Raw genomic sequence first — 16642 nt, forward strand, 5'->3', positions numbered from 1 at the left:
GCCCTACTTCTTCTTGGCTTCTTTACGACGGACGACTTCGTCCGCGTAGCGCACACCTTTACCTTTGTAAGGCTCTGGCGGACGGAAGTCGCGGATCTCAGCGGCCACTTGACCTACCAGCTGCTTGTCGATGCCCTTGATCAGGATATCGGTCTGGCTAGGAGTCTCAGCGGTGATGCCTTCCGGCAGCTCGTAGTCCACTGGATGCGAGAAGCCAAGGGCCAAGTTCAGCACTGTGCCTTTTGCTTGTGCCTTGTAACCAACACCGACCAGCTGGAGCTTGCGCTCGAAGCCTTGGCTTACGCCTTGGACCATGTTGTTTACCAACGCACGAGTGGTACCGGCCATTGCGCGAGTTTGTTGGTCGCCATTGCGAGCAGCGAAACGCAGCTCACCAGCTTCCTGAACAATTTCAACGGACGAGTGTACGTTCAGTTCGAGAGTGCCCTTGGCACCCTTCACCGAAAGCTGTTGGCCGGCGAATTTAACTTCAACACCAGCTGGCAGCTTAACGGGGTTCTTAGCGACGCGAGACATGCTTATCCCCCCTTAGAACACAGTGCAAAGAACTTCGCCGCCGACACCGGCAGCGCGCGCAGCACGATCAGTCATCACACCTTTGTTGGTGGAGACGATAGACACGCCGAGACCGCCACGAACTTTCGGCAGATCTTCAACGGACTTGTACTGACGCAGGCCTGGACGGCTAACGCGCTTCACTTCCTCGATGACCGGACGGCCTTCGAAGTATTTCAGCTCGATGGACAGCAGTGGCTTGGTTTCGCTGCTGATCTGATAACCCGCGATGTAACCTTCGTCCTTCAGGACTTTTGCTACAGCCACCTTCAGCGTGGAAGACGGCATGCTTACGACGGACTTTTCAGCCATCTGGGCATTACGGATTCGAGTTAGCATGTCCGCTAACGGGTCCTGCATACTCATGGGCTAGACGCTCCTGATACAAAAAAAATGAGCCTTACGGCTACAGCTTGTCGCCGAGAAATTCCGGGCAAAAAACACGGGCTCAGGCGAGCCGGTCATTCTAGACACACCCCAGAAATGAATCAAGCCCCAAAAGGGGCTTGATTCATGTTCAAGGCCACCGGCGGTCAGGATCTTGCGACCCCGAACACCGCGACTTTGATAGCTATTACCAGCTGGCTTTAACCAGACCTGGTACGTCACCACGCATTGCAGCTTCACGCAGCTTGTTACGGCCGAGGCCGAACTTGCGGTAAACGCCGTGCGGACGACCAGTCAGGCGGCAGCGGTTACGCATGCGCGAAGCGCTTGCGTCACGTGGCTGCTTCTGCAGAGCTACGGTAGCTTCCCAACGCGCTTCTGGACTTGCGTTCAGATCGACGATGATAGCTTTCAGCGCTGCACGCTTGGTGGCGTACTTGGCAACGGTGAGCTGACGCTTCAGCTCACGGTTTTTCATGCTCTTCTTGGCCATTTTCCTACTCCAATCAGTTGCGGAACGGGAATTTGAAAGCACGCAGCAGAGCGCGGCCTTCATCATCGTTCTTGGCAGTGGTGGTCAGGGTAATGTCCAGACCGCGGAGAGCATCGATCTTGTCGTAGTCGATTTCCGGGAAGATGATCTGCTCTTTCACGCCCATGCTGTAGTTGCCACGACCGTCGAAGGACTTGGCATTCAGGCCGCGGAAGTCGCGAACCCGAGGCAGGGAGATCGACAGCAGACGATCCAGGAACTCGTACATACGCTCACGGCGCAGGGTCACTTTGACGCCGATCGGCCAACCTTCACGGACTTTAAAGCCAGCGATGGATTTCCGAGCGTAGGTCACAACGACTTTCTGGCCGGTGATCTTTTCCAGGTCAGCAACAGCGTGCTCGATGACTTTTTTGTCGCCGATCGCTTCGCCCAGACCCATGTTCAGGGTGATTTTGGTAACGCGCGGAACTTCCATCACGTTCGAAAGCTTAAGTTCATCCTTAAGTTTCGGAGCGATTTCCTTCCGGTAAATCTCTTGTAGTCGTGCCATGGTCTTCTACCTAGCAGTGTTCAAGCATCAACCGCTTTTTGGGTCGACTTGAAGACACGAATTTTTTTGCCGTCTTCTACTTTGAAACCAACGCGGTCAGCCTTGTTGGTTTCGCCGTTGAAAATGGCGACGTTGGAAGCGTGCAGTGGCGCTTCTTTCTCGACGATACCGCCCTGTACGCCCGACATCGGGTTAGGCTTGGTATGACGCTTAACCAGGTTCAGACCACCAACAACCAGACGGTTGTCAGCGAGAACCTTAAGCACCTTACCGCGCTTACCCTTGTCTTTGCCGGCGATCACGATGATCTCGTCGTCACGACGAATCTTTTGCATGTCGGATCTCCTTACAGCACTTCTGGGGCGAGCGAGACGATCTTCATGAACTTCTCAGTACGAAGTTCACGGGTCACTGGCCCAAAGATACGGGTGCCGATCGGCTCTTGCTTGTTGTTCAACAGAACAGCAGCATTGCCATCAAAGCGGATGATGGAGCCGTCAGCACGACGGACGCCATGGCGAGTGCGGACTACAACAGCAGTCATCACTTGACCTTTCTTCACCTTACCGCGAGGAATTGCTTCCTTGACGGTAACTTTGATGATGTCACCGATACCAGCGTAACGACGATGGGAGCCACCCAGCACCTTGATGCACATAACGCGGCGAGCGCCGCTGTTATCGGCCACATCGAGCATGGATTGAGTCTGAATCATATAATTTCTCCGACCCTTAGCCCTTAGACTTCCACAGCGCGTTCGAGAACATCAACCAGAGCCCAAGACTTGGTCTTGGCCATCGGACGAGTTTCACGAATAGTGACTTTGTCGCCGATGTGGCACTGGTTGGTTTCGTCGTGCGCGTGCAGCTTAGTCGAACGCTTAACGTATTTACCGTAGATAGGGTGCTTAACGCGACGCTCGATCAGAACGGTGATGGTCTTGTCCATCTTGTCGCTGACAACACGGCCAGTCAGCGTACGGACAGTTTTTTCGGCTTCAGCCATGATTACTTACCTGCCTGCTGGTTGAGCACAGTCTTCACGCGAGCGATGTCACGCTTAACTTGCGAGAGCAGATGAGACTGCCCCAACTGGCCAGTTGCCTTCTGCATGCGCAGATTGAACTGGTCGCGCAGCAGGCCGAGCAGTTGCTCGTTCAGCTGCTGTGCGGATTTTTCACGAAGTTCATTCGCTTTCATCACATCACCGTCCGTTTAACAAAGGAGGTGGCGAGCGGCAGCTTTGCAGCAGCCAGGGCGAAAGCCTCACGCGCCAGCTCTTCAGAAACACCCTCGATTTCATACAGGACTTTGCCTGGCTGAATCTGGGCAACCCAGTATTCGACGTTACCCTTACCTTTACCCATCCGAACTTCGAGTGGCTTCTTGGAAATAGGCTTGTCCGGGAATACACGGATCCAGATCTTGCCGCCACGTTTTACGTGACGGGTCAGAGCACGACGCGCTGACTCGATCTGACGAGCGGTGAGACGACCACGAGCAACAGACTTCAGCGCGAACTCGCCGAAGCTGACTTTGCTACCGCGCAATGCCAGACCACGGTTGTGGCCGGTCATTTGCTTGCGGAACTTCGTACGCTTTGGTTGCAACATTTGGCGTACCCCTTACTTAGCAGCTTTTTTACGAGGCGCAGGTGCTTGTGGCTTCAGCTCTTCTTGGCGACCACCAATTACTTCGCCTTTGAAGATCCAAACCTTCACACCGATCACACCGTAAGTGGTGTGAGCTTCGTAGGTGGCATAGTCGATATCGGCACGCAGGGTGTGCAGCGGCACACGACCTTCGCGATACCATTCAGTACGTGCGATTTCAGCACCGCCGAGACGACCGCTCACTTGGATTTTGATGCCTTTGGCACCAATGCGCATGGCGTTCTGTACTGCGCGCTTCATAGCGCGACGGAACATTACGCGACGCTCCAGCTGCTGAGCTACGCTCTGGGCAACCAGCATACCGTCGAGCTCCGGCTTGCGGATCTCTTCGATATTGATGTGCACAGGCACACCCATTTGCTTGGTCAGGTCCTGACGCAGTTTCTCAACATCTTCACCTTTCTTGCCGATCACGATGCCGGGACGAGCGGTGTGGATGGTGATGCGTGCAGTTTGAGCCGGACGATGGATATCGATACGGCTTACGGACGCGCTTTTTAGTTTGTCTTGGAGGTACTCACGCACATTCAGATCTGCGAGCAAATAGTCCGCATAAGTCCGACCGTCTGCGTACCAGACGGAGGTGTGCTCCTTGACGATTCCCAGGCGAATGCCAATGGGATGTACTTTCTGACCCATCTCTTCGACTCCGTTACTTGTCAGCAACCTTGACAGTGATATGGCAAGACCGCTTGACGATGCGATCAGCACGGCCTTTGGCACGTGGCATGATGCGCTTCAGCGAACGCCCTTCGTTGACGAAAACGGTGGAGACCTTCAGGTCATCAACGTCTGCGCCTTCGTTATGCTCGGCGTTGGCTACGGCCGACTCCAGCACTTTCTTCATGATCTCGGCGGCTTTCTTACTGCTGAAAGCCAACAGGTTGAGCGCTTCGCCCACCTTCTTCCCGCGGATCTGGTCGGCGACCAAGCGGGCTTTCTGGGCGGAGATTCGAGCGCCCGACAACTTAGCGGCTACTTCCATCGTTCCTTACCCCTTAACGCTTGGCTTTCTTGTCAGCCACGTGCCCGCGATATGTACGGGTACCGGCGAACTCGCCCAGTTTGTGGCCGACCATGTCTTCGTTCACGAGAACTGGAACATGTTGACGACCGTTATGCACAGCAATGGTCAGACCGACCATTTGTGGCAGGATCATGGAACGGCGCGACCAGGTCTTAACTGGTTTGCGATCGTTCTTTTCCGCCGCCACTTCGATCTTCTTCAGTAGGTGAAGATCAATAAAAGGACCTTTTTTCAGAGAACGTGGCACTGTCGTATCCCTCTATTTACTTGCGACGACGGACGATCATTTTGTCGGTACGCTTATTACCACGAGTCTTCGCGCCCTTAGTCGGGAAGCCCCATGGCGATACCGGATGACGACCACCAGAGGTACGACCTTCACCACCACCATGTGGGTGGTCAACCGGGTTCATGGCAACACCACGAACGGTTGGGCGAACGCCACGCCAGCGTTTGGCACCAGCTTTACCCAGCGAACGCAGGCTGTGCTCGGAGTTCGAGACTTCGCCCAGGGTCGCACGGCATTCAGCCAGAACTTTACGCATCTCACCAGAACGCAGACGCAGGGTCACGTAGACACCTTCACGAGCGATCAGCTGAGCCGAAGCACCAGCGGAACGAGCGATTTGCGCGCCTTTACCTGGCTTCAGTTCGATACCGTGTACGGTGCTACCAACTGGAATGTTACGCAGTTGCAGAGCGTTGCCCGGCTTGATCGGTGCCAGAGCACCTGCGATCAGCTGGTCGCCAGCGCTCACGCCTTTAGGGGCGATGATGTAGCGACGCTCGCCGTCTGCGTACAGCAGCAAAGCGATGTGAGCAGTACGGTTTGGATCGTATTCGATACGCTCGACAGTGGCAGCGATGCCATCTTTGTCGTTGCGACGGAAGTCGACCAGACGGTAGTGCTGCTTATGACCACCACCAACGTGACGAGTGGTAATACGGCCATTGTTGTTACGACCACCAGACTTCGATTTCTTCTCGAGCAGCGGTGCGTGAGGAGCGCCTTTATGCAGCTCCTGGTTGACCACCTTGACCACAAAACGGCGGCCAGGGGAAGTCGGTTTGCATTTAACGATTGCCATGATGCACCCCTTCCTTACTCAGCACTGCTGCTGAAATCGAGATCTTGGCCTGGCTGAAGGGAGATAACTGCCTTCTTCCAGTCATTACGCTTGCCCAGACCGCGAGCGGTACGCTTGCTCTTACCCAGAACGTTCAGGGTAGTAACGCGCTCCACTTTCACGCTGAACAGGCTTTCGACGGCCTTCTTGATTTCCAGCTTGGTTGCATCAGTAGCAACCTTGAAAACGAACTGGCCTTTCTTGTCTGCCAGAACCGTAGCCTTCTCGGAAACGTGCGGGCCAAGCAGAACTTTAAATACGCGTTCCTGGTTCATCCCAGCAGCTCCTCGAATTTCTTCACGGCCGACACAGTGATCAACACTTTGTCGTATGCGATCAGACTAACTGGATCGGAACCTTGCACGTCACGTACATCAACGTGTGGCAGGTTACGAGCAGCCAGGTACAGGTTCTGATCAACAGCGTCAGACACGATCAGAACGTCGGTCAGACTCATGTTGTTCAGCTTGCCCAGCAGATCTTTGGTTTTCGGAGTTTCAACAGCGAAATCCTGAACCACGACCAGACGATCAGTACGCACCAGCTCAGCAAGGATGGAACGCATTGCTGCGCGATACATCTTCTTGTTCAGCTTCTGGGAGTGATCCTGTGGACGAGCTGCGAAAGTGGTACCGCCGCCACGCCAGATTGGGCTACGGATAGTACCGGCACGAGCACGGCCAGTACCTTTCTGACGCCATGGGCGCTTGCCGCCACCAGAAACGTCGGAACGGGTCTTTTGCTGCTTGCTACCTTGACGGCCGCCGGCCATGTAGGCCACGACTGCTTGGTGAACCAGCGTCTCGTTGAATTCGCCGCCAAATGTCAGTTCGGAAACTTCGATCGCTTGAGCGTCATTTACATTTAATTGCATGTCAGCTTCCCCTTAACCGCGAGCCTTGGCCGCCGGACGTACAACCAGGTTGCCGCCAGTAGCGCCAGGAACAGCACCCTTGACCAACAACAGATTGCGTTCAGCGTCGACGCGCACTACTTCCAGGGACTGCACGGTCACGCGCTCAGCGCCCATATGACCGGACATTTTTTTGCCCTTGAATACACGACCAGGAGTCTGGCACTGGCCAATAGAGCCCGGGACGCGGTGGGAAACGGAGTTACCGTGGGTGTTATCTTGACCGCGGAAATTCCAACGCTTGATGGTACCGGCGAAGCCTTTACCTTTCGACTGACCGGTAACATCTACCAGTTGGCCAGCTGCGAAGATTTCTGCATTGATCAGATCGCCAGCTTGGTACTCGCCTTCTTCAAGGCGGAATTCCCAAACGCCACGACCGGCAGCAACGTTCGCTTTAGCGAAGTGACCTGCTTGAGCAGCAGTCACGCGCGAAGCACGACGCTCACCTACAGTGACTTGCACTGCACGATAGCCATCGGTTTCTTCAGTTTTGAACTGGGTGACGCGATTCGGCTCGATCTCAATGACCGTGACCGGAATGGAGACACCTTCTTCGGTGAAAATACGGGTCATACCGCATTTACGACCGACTACACCAATAGTCATGTTGTAAACCTCATGAGTGTACGGGGCTTTCACCCGCTATGGCCGCCCATTTCAGAGCGTTACACGACTAAGACCGAGTCTTAGCCGAGGCTGATCTGCACTTCCACACCTGCCGCAAGATCAAGCTTCATAAGAGCATCAACGGTTTTATCCGTTGGCTGGACGATGTCCAGTACGCGCTTATGAGTACGGATCTCGTACTGGTCACGCGCGTCTTTGTTGACGTGCGGGGAGACCAGAACGGTGAACCGCTCTTTACGGGTAGGCAGTGGAATAGGACCACGCACTTGAGCACCAGTACGTTTCGCGGTTTCCACGATTTCCTGGGTGGATTGGTCGATCAGGCGATGGTCGAAAGCCTTCAACCTGATACGGATTTGCTGATTTTGCATTGGATTTCAGACTCCAGGCTGCTATTCCCACCGGGCGCAATACGCCCGTTAAAAGGAGGCGCAATTCTATAGACGGCCCCACAGAGTGTCAACCCAATAAAAAAGCCCCCGCAAGCGGGGGCTTTTTCATGAGTCGTCGATTACTCGATGACTTTGGCTACGACGCCAGCGCCGACGGTACGACCGCCTTCACGGATAGCGAAACGCAGACCATCTTCCATCGCGATGGTTTTGATCAGAGTGACAGTCATCTGGATGTTGTCACCCGGCATTACCATTTCAACGCCCTCTGGCAGCTCGCAGTTACCAGTCACGTCAGTAGTACGGAAGTAGAACTGTGGACGGTAGCCTTTGAAGAACGGAGTATGACGGCCGCCTTCTTCCTTGCTCAGAACGTACACTTCAGCAGTGAACTTGGTGTGCGGCTTAACGGTACCTGGCTTAACCAGAACCTGGCCACGCTCAACGTCGTCACGCTTGGTGCCACGCAGCAGAACGCCGCAGTTCTCACCAGCACGACCTTCGTCCAGCAGCTTGCGGAACATCTCAACACCGGTGCAGGTGGTTTTTTGAGTGTCGCGCAGACCAACGATCTCAACTTCTTCCTGGATGCGAACGATACCACGCTCAACACGACCAGTTACCACGGTACCGCGGCCGGAGATCGAGAACACGTCTTCGATTGGCATCAGGAACGGCTTATCGATAGCACGCTCTGGCTCTGGGATGTAGGTATCCAGAGTTTCTACCAGCTTCTTAACAGCGGTAGTGCCCATTTCGTTGTCGTCTTGGCCGTTCAGAGCCATCAGAGCCGAACCGATGATGATTGGAGTGTCATCACCTGGGAAGTCGTAAGTGCTCAGCAGGTCGCGCACTTCCATCTCAACCAGTTCCAGCAGCTCAGCGTCGTCTACCATGTCAGCCTTGTTCAGGAAGACAACGATGTACGGAACGCCTACCTGACGGGACAGCAGGATGTGCTCGCGAGTTTGAGGCATCGGACCATCGGCAGCCGAGCAAACCAGGATCGCGCCGTCCATCTGGGCAGCACCAGTGATCATGTTTTTGACGTAGTCGGCGTGACCTGGGCAGTCAACGTGCGCGTAGTGACGAATGTTCGAGTCGTACTCTACGTGCGCGGTGTTGATGGTGATACCACGAGCCTTTTCTTCCGGGGCGCTGTCGATCTTGTCGAAGTCAACGCGAGCCGAACCGAAAACCTCGGAGCAAACACGAGTCAGTGCAGCGGTCAGAGTGGTTTTACCGTGGTCAACGTGACCGATGGTGCCAACGTTGACGTGCGGTTTGTTACGTTCAAATTTTTCTTTAGCCACGACAGTGAACCTCTTGCCTAAAGGGCTGGATTAGCCTTGTTTTTTAACGAGTGCTTCGACGATATTCGACGGAGCTTCGGCGTACTTGGAGAACTCCATGGAGTAGCTCGCGCGACCCTGGGACATGGAACGAACGTCGGTCGCATAACCGAACATTTCACCCAGCGGCACTTCAGCACGGATAACCTTGCCAGAGACCGAGTCTTCCATACCCTGGATCAGACCACGACGACGGTTCAGGTCACCCATCACGTCACCCATGTAGTCCTCAGGGGTTACTACTTCAACCTTCATGATCGGCTCAAGAACTACGCCCTTGCCCTTCTCACGCAGCTGCTTGGTCGCCATGGAGGCCGCTACCTTAAACGCCATCTCGTTAGAGTCGACGTCGTGGTAAGAACCATCAAACACGGTAGCCTTCAGGCCGATCAGCGGATAGCCGGCGACAACGCCGTTCTTCATCTGCTCTTCGATACCCTTCTGGATTGCCGGGATGTATTCCTTCGGAACCACACCACCAACGACCTCGTTGGCAAACACCAGACCTTCAGTGATATTGCCTTTTTCGTCGACGTCTGCCGGAGCAAAACGGATCCAGCAATGACCGAACTGGCCACGACCGCCGGATTGACGAACGAACTTACCTTCAACTTCACAGCCGACGGTGATCTTCTCGCGGTAGGAAACCTGCGGCTTACCGATGTTGGCTTCGACGTTGAACTCGCGCTTCATGCGGTCAACGAGGATGTCCAGGTGAAGCTCACCCATACCCGAGATGATGGTCTGACCAGTTTCTTCGTCAGTCTTGACGCGGAACGACGGGTCTTCCTGAGCCAGCTTGCCCAGTGCAATACCCATCTTCTCCTGGTCTTGCTTGGTTTTCGGCTCAACGGCCACCGAAATCACCGGCTCAGGGAAGTCCATACGCTCGAGGATAACCGGGCTAGCGGCATCACACAGGGTGTCACCGGTGGTGACGTCCTTCATGCCGATCAGCGCAGCGATGTCGCCCGCGAGCACTTCCTTGATTTCTTCACGCTGGTTAGCGTGCATCTGCACCATACGACCAACGCGCTCTTTCTTGCCCTTGACCGAGTTGATCACGGAGTCGCCAGACTGCAGCATGCCCGAGTAAACGCGCACGAAAGTCAGGGTGCCCACGAACGGGTCAGTAGCAATCTTGAACGCCAGAGCCGAGAACGGTTCGCTGTCGTCGGCGTGACGCTCGATTTTCGGAGCGTTTTCGTCGTCGATGTTGTCCGGATGGATACCCTGGATTGCAGGGATCTCGGTCGGAGCAGGCAGGTAGTCGATGACAGCATCGAGAACCAGCGGAACGCCCTTGTTCTTGAACGAGGAACCGCAGACAGCCGGAACGATCTCGCTGGCCAGGGTGCGCGCGCGCAGGCCTGCCTTGATCTCTTCGACAGTCAGCTCACCTTCTTCAAGGTACTTGTTCATCAGCTCTTCGTTGGCTTCGGCAGCAGCTTCAACCATGTTGGAGCGCCACTCGTTAGCCAGGTCCAGCATATCGGCAGGAATTTCTTCCTCGCGATAGGTAGTACCCTTGTCGTCGTCGTTCCAGTAGATAGCCTTCATCTTGATCAGATCGATCTGACCTTCGAAGTTATCTTCTGCACCGATAGCCAGCTGAACTGGAACCGGAGTGTGACCCAGACGGTTTTTGATCTGAGCAACAACACGCAGGAAGTTGGCACCGGCACGGTCCATCTTGTTCACGTAAACAACACGTGGAACGCCGTATTTGTTGGCTTGACGCCATACGGTTTCGGACTGAGGCTCAACACCGGAAGTACCGCAGAACACAACGACCGCGCCGTCGAGTACGCGCAGCGAACGCTCCACTTCAATGGTGAAGTCTACGTGGCCCGGGGTATCGATAACGTTTACACGATAGTTATCATATTGGCCGCGCGAACCTTTCCAGAAGGTAGTTACAGCAGCAGAGGTAATGGTGATACCACGCTCCTGCTCCTGCACCATCCAGTCGGTGGTAGCAGCGCCGTCATGCACCTCACCCATCTTGTGGCTGAGACCTGTATAGAACAGGATCCGCTCGGTAGTGGTAGTCTTGCCCGCGTCAACGTGGGCACAGATACCGATGTTACGGTAGCGGTTGATTGCTGTAGTACGAGCCATAAAGCCCTCGCAAAATGAATGATGCCGATATTAGAAGCGGTAGTGCGAGAAAGCCTTGTTGGCTTCAGCCATACGGTGTACGTCTTCACGCTTCTTAACTGCAGCACCCTTGCCTTCGGCAGCATCCAGCAGTTCGCCAGCCAAGCGCAGAGCCATAGACTTCTCGCCGCGCTTACGGGCGAAGTCTACCAACCAGCGCATTGCCAGAGCGTTACGACGGGACGGACGAACTTCGACCGGAACCTGGTAAGTAGCACCGCCAACACGGCGCGACTTCACTTCGACCAGCGGAGCGATGGCGTCGAGAGCTTTCTCGAAGATTTCCAGGGGATCGCTGTTCTTGCGTTCTTTAACTTTTTCCAGCGCGCCATAAACGATACGCTCGGCAACGGCTTTCTTGCCGCTTTCCATTACGTGGTTCATGAACTTGGCGAGGATCTGGCTTCCGTATTTCGGATCGTCCAGAATCTCACGTTTGGCTGCTACGCGACGTCTTGGCATGATAAGCCCTCAAACGGTCTTCAGGTTAGCTCGGGACAGTTGATCCAAAGGACTCGTGCCCGACCTTACTCTTATCGACTCAATAAAATAATTAACTGCAAAACGGCCGATTACTTCGGACGCTTGGTACCGTACTTCGAACGACCTTGGTTACGACCTTTAACGCCGGAGGTATCCAGGGAGCCGCGAACGGTGTGGTAACGAACACCTGGCAAGTCTTTTACACGACCGCCGCGGATCAGTACCACGCTGTGCTCTTGCAGGTTGTGGCCTTCACCACCGATGTACGAGGAAACCTCGAAACCGTTGGTCAGACGCACACGGCATACTTTACGCAGTGCCGAGTTAGGTTTTTTCGGCGTAGTGGTATACACGCGAGTGCACACGCCACGACGTTGCGGGCAGTTCTGCAGCGCAGGCACGTCGGATTTCTCGACGATACGCTTACGCGGCTGACGTACCAGCTGGTTGATAGTTGCCATCTACTAGCTCCACTGTTGTCTTTCGACATAAACAAAATGGCAGGGCGCAAGCCCCACCAAATTTAGGGGTACAAGAGTCTAAAGAGGATCTTGTCCCCAGTCAAGGCAAGGCCCCGGCCTCCCCTATCAGCGAACCCCGACAAAATCGTCTTGATTCGTGAGCGGAAAAGCCAGGGCCCTATCTCAATCTACTGCAGACCTCAGTTACCGCTGGAGTTCAGCGCTTCGGTCAGTGCAGCTTCAACTTCACTTGCGCTTACGCGCAGAGGCTTGTCTGCATCACGGCGACGCTTACGCTCACTGTGATAGGCCAGGCCAGTACCAGCCGGGATCAGGCGACCCACGACCACGTTTTCTTTCAGGCCGCGCAGGTAATCGCGCTTGCCGGTTACCGCCGCTTCGGTCAGTACGCGAGTGGTCTCTTGGAAAGAGGCCGCCGAGATGAACGATTCGGTCGACAGCGACGCCTTGGTGATACCCAGCAGAACGCGGGTGAACTTGGCGACAAACTTGTCTTCGGTGTTCAGACGCTCGTTCTCTACCAGTACGTGAGTCAGTTCCATCTGGTCGCCCTTGATGAAGCTGGAATCGCCGGATTCAGCGATCTCAACCTTACGCAGCATCTGACGCAGAATGGTCTCGATGTGCTTGTCGTTGATCTTCACGCCCTGCAGGCGGTAAACGTCCTGGATCTCGTTCACGATGTACTTGGCCAGCGCACTCACACCCAGCAGACGCAGGATGTCGTGTGGATCGCTTGGACCGTCGGAGATAACTTCGCCGCGGTTTACCTGTTCGCCTTCGAAGACGTTCAGGTGACGCCACTTCGGAATCAGCTCTTCGTACGGATCGCTACCGTCGTTCGGGGTAATGACCAGACGGCGCTTGCCCTTGGTCTCTTTACCGAACGCGATGGTGCCGCTGACTTCAGCCAGGATCGAGGCTTCTTTCGGACGACGAGCTTCGAACAGGTCGGCAACACGCGGCAGACCACCGGTGATGTCACGGGTCTTCGAAGTTTCTTGCGGGATACGAGCGATAACATCACCGATCGCGATCTTCGCGCCGTCCGCCACACCGACCAGGGCGTTGGCTGGCAGGAAGTACTGAGCAATTACGTCAGTGCCTGGCAGCAACAGATCCTTGCCGTTGTCGTCGACCATCTTCACGGCAGGACGGATGTCTTTACCGGCAGCTGGACGATCTTTCGCGTCAAGTACTTCAATGTTGGTCATACCGGTCAATTCGTCAGTCTGACGCTTGATCGTGATGCCTTCTTCCATGCCCACGTAGGTCACGGTACCTTTCATTTCGGTAACGATCGGGTGAGTGTGCGGATCCCACTTGGCCACAATAGAGCCAGCGTCGACCTTGTCACCCTCTTTAACCGAAATCACAGCACCGTACGGCAGCTTGTAACGCTCACGCTCACGACCGAAGTCATCAGCGATCGCCAGCTCGCCGGAACGGGACACAGCAACCAGGTGACCATCCACTCGCTCAACGTGCTTCAAGTTGTGCAGACGGACGGTACCGCCGTTCTTCACCTGAACACTGTCAGCCGCGGAGGTCCGGCTTGCCGCACCACCGATGTGGAACGTACGCATCGTCAGCTGGGTACCCGGCTCACCGATGGACTGAGCAGCGATAACGCCGACAGCTTCACCGATGTTCACCTGGTGACCACGAGCCAAGTCGCGGCCGTAGCACTTGGCGCAAATGCCGTAGCGGGTTTCGCAGCTGATCGGCGAACGCACGATCACTTCGTCGATGCTGTTCAGCTCGATGAACTCGACCCACTTCTCGTCGACCAGAGTGCCGGCAGGAACGATGACGTCCTCGGTACCCGGCTTGAATACGTCACGGGCGATAACACGGCCCAACACGCGTTCACCCAACGGCTCTACAACGTCACCGCCTTCAATGTGCGGAGTCATTACCAGGCCATGCTCGGTGCCACAGTCGATCTCGGTTACAACCAGATCCTGCGCCACGTCTACCAGACGACGAGTCAGGTAACCGGAGTTCGCAGTTTTCAACGCGGTATCCGCCAGACCTTTACGAGCACCGTGAGTCGAGATGAAGTACTGAAGTACGCTCAGACCTTCACGGAAGTTCGCAGTAATCGGCGTTTCGATGATGGAACCGTCCGGCTTGGCCATCAGACCACGCATACCGGCCAGCTGACGAATCTGTGCTGCGGAACCCCGCGCACCCGAGTCGGCCATCATGTACATCGAGTTGAAGGATTCTTGCTCGACTTCGTCGCCGTGACGGTCGATGACTTTCTCTTTCGAGAGGTTGGCCATCATCGCCTTGGAGACTTCGTCGTTCGCTTTCGACCAAAGGTCGATCACTTTGTTGTACTTCTCGCCCTGGGTTACCAGGCCGGAGGCGTACTGGCTCTCGATCTCTTTCACTTCGTCGGTGGCAGCACCGATGATGCGGGCTTTTTCATCCGGGATAACGAAGTCGTTAACACCGATGGAAACGCCGGAAATGGTCGAGTAGGCAAAACCGGTGTACATCAACTGGTCAGCGAAGATCACAGTCTCTTTCAGACCAACCACGCGGTAGCACTGGTTGATCAGCTTGGAGATCGCCTTTTTCTTCATCGGCAGGTTGACGACGTCGTACGACAGCCCTTTTGGCACAACCTGGAACAACAGCGCACGGCCGACAGTGGTATCGACGATACGAGTGTTGGTCACGCTGCCGCCATCACGGTCATTGACGGTTTCGGTGATCCGCACCTTGACCTTGGCATGCAGTGCGGCTTCGCCGGCACGGAATACACGGTCAACTTCCTGCAGATCCGCGAACACACGACCTTCGCCCTTGGCGTTGATCGCTTCACGAGTCATGTAGTACAGACCCAATACAACGTCCTGCGACGGAACGATGATCGGCTCACCGTTGGCTGGTGACAGGATGTTGTTGGTCGACATCATCAACGCACGCGCTTCCAGCTGGGCTTCCAGTGTCAGCGGTACGTGCACGGCCATTTGGTCGCCGTCGAAGTCGGCGTTGTACGCAGCACAGACCAGAGGGTGCAGCTGGATAGCCTTACCTTCGATCAGTACTGGCTCAAACGCCTGGATACCCAGACGGTGAAGGGTCGGTGCACGGTTGAGGAGCACCGGGTGTTCGCGAATCACTTCGGCGAGAACGTCCCAGACCTCTGGCAGCTCGCGTTCGACCATTTTCTTCGCGGCTTTGATGGTGGTGGCCAGGCCACGCATTTCCAACTTGCCGAAAATGAACGGTTTGAACAGCTCGAGAGCCATTTTCTTAGGCAGACCGCACTGGTGCAGACGCAGGGTCGGACCTACGGTAATTACCGAACGACCGGAGTAGTCAACACGCTTACCGAGCAAGTTCTGACGGAAACGACCTTGCTTACCCTTGATCATGTCGGCCAGGGATTTCAAAGGACGCTTGTTGGAACCGGTGATAGCGCGACCACGACGACCGTTGTCGAGCAGTGCGTCGACGGCTTCCTGCAACATACGCTTTTCGTTGCGCACGATGATGTCCGGAGCGGACAGATCCAGAAGGCGCTTCAAACGGTTGTTACGGTTGATCACTCGACGATACAGATCGTTGAGGTCGGAAGTCGCAAAACGACCGCCATCCAGCGGGACCAGTGGACGCAGATCTGGCGGCAGAACCGGCAGAACGGTCAGCACCATCCACTCTGGCAGGTTGCCGGAACCCTGGAAGGCTTCCATCAACTTCAGACGCTTGGACAGCTTCTTGATCTTGGTTTCCGAGTTGGTTTGCGGAATCTCTTCGCGCAGACGGCCAATCTCGTGTTCCAGGTCGATAGCGTGCAGCAGCTCGCGGACAGCCTCGGCACCCATGCGGGCGTCGAAGTCGTCACCGAACTCTTCCAGCGCTTCGAAATACTGCTCGTCGTTCAGCAGCTGACCTTTTTCCAGAGTGGTCATGCCCGGGTCGATAACGACGTAGCTCTCGAAGTAGAGAACGCGCTCGATATCACGCAGGGTCATGTCCATCAGCAGGCCGATACGGGACGGCAGCGATTTCAGGAACCAGATGTGGGCAACCGGCGAAGCCAGTTCGATGTGCGCCATGCGCTCACGACGAACCTTGGCCAGTGCAACTTCAACGCCGCACTTCTCGCAGATCACGCCACGATGCTTCAAGCGCTTGTACTTACCGCACAGGCACTCGTAATCCTTTACCGGGCCAAAGATCTTGGCGCAGAACAGGCCGTCACGCTCAGGCTTGAACGTACGGTAGTTGATGGTTTCCGGCTTTTTAACTTCACCGAACGACCACGAACGGATCATCTCAGGCGAGGCCAATCCGATACGGATGGCGTCGAACTCTTCGACTTGACCCTGGTTTTTCAGCAAATTCAGTAGGTCTTTCAAGGCCTTTCCTCCTGGC

The 16642-nt window shown here is 55.4% G+C and carries 22 protein-coding genes; all 22 read right to left on the reverse strand.

From position 1 onward, the window contains the following. Positions 1–3: 3 nt before the first annotated feature. The 22 genes from rplF to rpoC all read right to left on the reverse strand — a co-directional run bounded on the left by rplF (position 4) and on the right by rpoC (position 16626). Positions 4–537 (reverse strand): 50S ribosomal protein L6, encoded by a 534-nt coding sequence (gene rplF, locus CXQ81_RS29540; RefSeq protein ID WP_007924185.1) that lies wholly within the window; start codon positions 535–537, stop codon positions 4–6. Between the two features lie 12 nt (positions 538–549). Continuing rightward, positions 550–942 carry a 30S ribosomal protein S8 gene (gene rpsH, locus CXQ81_RS29545; protein ID WP_003228724.1) on the reverse strand — a complete coding sequence of 131 codons (393 nt, stop codon included), beginning with the start codon at positions 940–942 and terminating at the stop codon, positions 550–552. 208 nt (positions 943–1150) lie between these two features. After that, on the reverse strand, positions 1151–1456 hold the full coding sequence (gene rpsN, locus CXQ81_RS29550) for a 30S ribosomal protein S14 (RefSeq protein ID WP_003228726.1): 306 nt from the start codon (positions 1454–1456) through the stop codon (positions 1151–1153). A gap of 13 nt (positions 1457–1469) precedes the next feature. Then, on the reverse strand, positions 1470–2009 hold the full coding sequence (gene rplE, locus CXQ81_RS29555) for a 50S ribosomal protein L5 (RefSeq protein WP_007924186.1): 540 nt from the start codon (positions 2007–2009) through the stop codon (positions 1470–1472). A gap of 20 nt (positions 2010–2029) precedes the next feature. Next, positions 2030–2344 carry a 50S ribosomal protein L24 gene (rplX, locus tag CXQ81_RS29560; protein ID WP_003186046.1) on the reverse strand — a complete coding sequence of 105 codons (315 nt, stop codon included), beginning with the start codon at positions 2342–2344 and terminating at the stop codon, positions 2030–2032. Positions 2345–2355: 11 nt separating this feature from the next. After that, positions 2356–2724, reverse strand: coding sequence for a 50S ribosomal protein L14 (gene rplN / locus CXQ81_RS29565; protein WP_002555479.1), 369 nt, complete (start codon positions 2722–2724; stop codon positions 2356–2358). A gap of 23 nt (positions 2725–2747) precedes the next feature. After that, on the reverse strand, positions 2748–3014 hold the full coding sequence (rpsQ, locus tag CXQ81_RS29570) for a 30S ribosomal protein S17 (RefSeq protein WP_003194644.1): 267 nt from the start codon (positions 3012–3014) through the stop codon (positions 2748–2750). Positions 3015–3016: 2 nt separating this feature from the next. Continuing rightward, positions 3017–3208 carry a 50S ribosomal protein L29 gene (gene rpmC / locus CXQ81_RS29575; RefSeq protein ID WP_002555481.1) on the reverse strand — a complete coding sequence of 64 codons (192 nt, stop codon included), beginning with the start codon at positions 3206–3208 and terminating at the stop codon, positions 3017–3019. Continuing rightward, positions 3208–3621, reverse strand: a complete 414-nt coding sequence (gene rplP, locus CXQ81_RS29580) for a 50S ribosomal protein L16 (protein WP_003228729.1) — start codon at positions 3619–3621, stop codon at positions 3208–3210. Before rplP ends, rpmC begins: the two co-directional genes overlap by 1 nt. A gap of 12 nt (positions 3622–3633) precedes the next feature. Then, entirely contained in the window at positions 3634–4320 is a 687-nt protein-coding gene (gene rpsC / locus CXQ81_RS29585; protein WP_007924192.1) for a 30S ribosomal protein S3, read from the reverse strand. 13 nt (positions 4321–4333) lie between these two features. Further along, the gene (gene rplV, locus CXQ81_RS29590) at positions 4334–4666 is read right to left on the reverse strand and encodes a 50S ribosomal protein L22 (RefSeq protein WP_003103908.1); all 333 of its coding nucleotides are present in this window, start codon (positions 4664–4666) and stop codon (positions 4334–4336) included. Positions 4667–4679: 13 nt separating this feature from the next. Continuing rightward, positions 4680–4955: a 30S ribosomal protein S19 gene (gene rpsS / locus CXQ81_RS29595; protein ID WP_002555486.1), complete on the reverse strand. Its 276-nt coding sequence runs from the start codon at positions 4953–4955 to the stop codon at positions 4680–4682. A 16-nt stretch (positions 4956–4971) separates the two neighbouring features. After that, on the reverse strand, positions 4972–5796 hold the full coding sequence (rplB, locus tag CXQ81_RS29600) for a 50S ribosomal protein L2 (protein ID WP_007924198.1): 825 nt from the start codon (positions 5794–5796) through the stop codon (positions 4972–4974). A gap of 14 nt (positions 5797–5810) precedes the next feature. Then, entirely contained in the window at positions 5811–6110 is a 300-nt protein-coding gene (gene rplW / locus CXQ81_RS29605; protein WP_002555488.1) for a 50S ribosomal protein L23, read from the reverse strand. Then, positions 6107–6709: a 50S ribosomal protein L4 gene (gene rplD / locus CXQ81_RS29610; RefSeq protein WP_007924200.1), complete on the reverse strand. Its 603-nt coding sequence runs from the start codon at positions 6707–6709 to the stop codon at positions 6107–6109. Before rplD ends, rplW begins: the two co-directional genes overlap by 4 nt. 12 nt (positions 6710–6721) lie before the next feature. Then, positions 6722–7357: a 50S ribosomal protein L3 gene (gene rplC / locus CXQ81_RS29615; RefSeq protein WP_007924205.1), complete on the reverse strand. Its 636-nt coding sequence runs from the start codon at positions 7355–7357 to the stop codon at positions 6722–6724. An 80-nt stretch (positions 7358–7437) separates the two neighbouring features. Then, positions 7438–7749 (reverse strand): 30S ribosomal protein S10, encoded by a 312-nt coding sequence (gene rpsJ, locus CXQ81_RS29620; RefSeq protein ID WP_003186070.1) that lies wholly within the window; start codon positions 7747–7749, stop codon positions 7438–7440. Positions 7750–7889: 140 nt separating this feature from the next. After that, complete coding sequence (tuf, locus tag CXQ81_RS29625) at positions 7890–9083, reverse strand: elongation factor Tu (protein ID WP_007924207.1); 1194 nt, start codon at positions 9081–9083, stop codon at positions 7890–7892. 30 nt (positions 9084–9113) lie between these two features. Further along, positions 9114–11243 (reverse strand): elongation factor G, encoded by a 2130-nt coding sequence (gene fusA / locus CXQ81_RS29630; protein WP_007925960.1) that lies wholly within the window; start codon positions 11241–11243, stop codon positions 9114–9116. Between the two features lie 30 nt (positions 11244–11273). After that, entirely contained in the window at positions 11274–11744 is a 471-nt protein-coding gene (gene rpsG, locus CXQ81_RS29635; protein ID WP_007925959.1) for a 30S ribosomal protein S7, read from the reverse strand. A gap of 110 nt (positions 11745–11854) precedes the next feature. Next, positions 11855–12226, reverse strand: coding sequence for a 30S ribosomal protein S12 (gene rpsL, locus CXQ81_RS29640; RefSeq protein WP_003186084.1), 372 nt, complete (start codon positions 12224–12226; stop codon positions 11855–11857). 200 nt (positions 12227–12426) lie between these two features. Then, entirely contained in the window at positions 12427–16626 is a 4200-nt protein-coding gene (gene rpoC / locus CXQ81_RS29645) for a DNA-directed RNA polymerase subunit beta' (protein WP_007925958.1), read from the reverse strand. Between the last annotated feature and the right edge of the window lie 16 nt (positions 16627–16642).

Source organism: Pseudomonas sp. 09C 129 (assembly GCF_002843625.1).
In the GTDB taxonomy this organism is placed as follows: domain Bacteria; phylum Pseudomonadota; class Gammaproteobacteria; order Pseudomonadales; family Pseudomonadaceae; genus Aquipseudomonas; species Aquipseudomonas chlororaphis.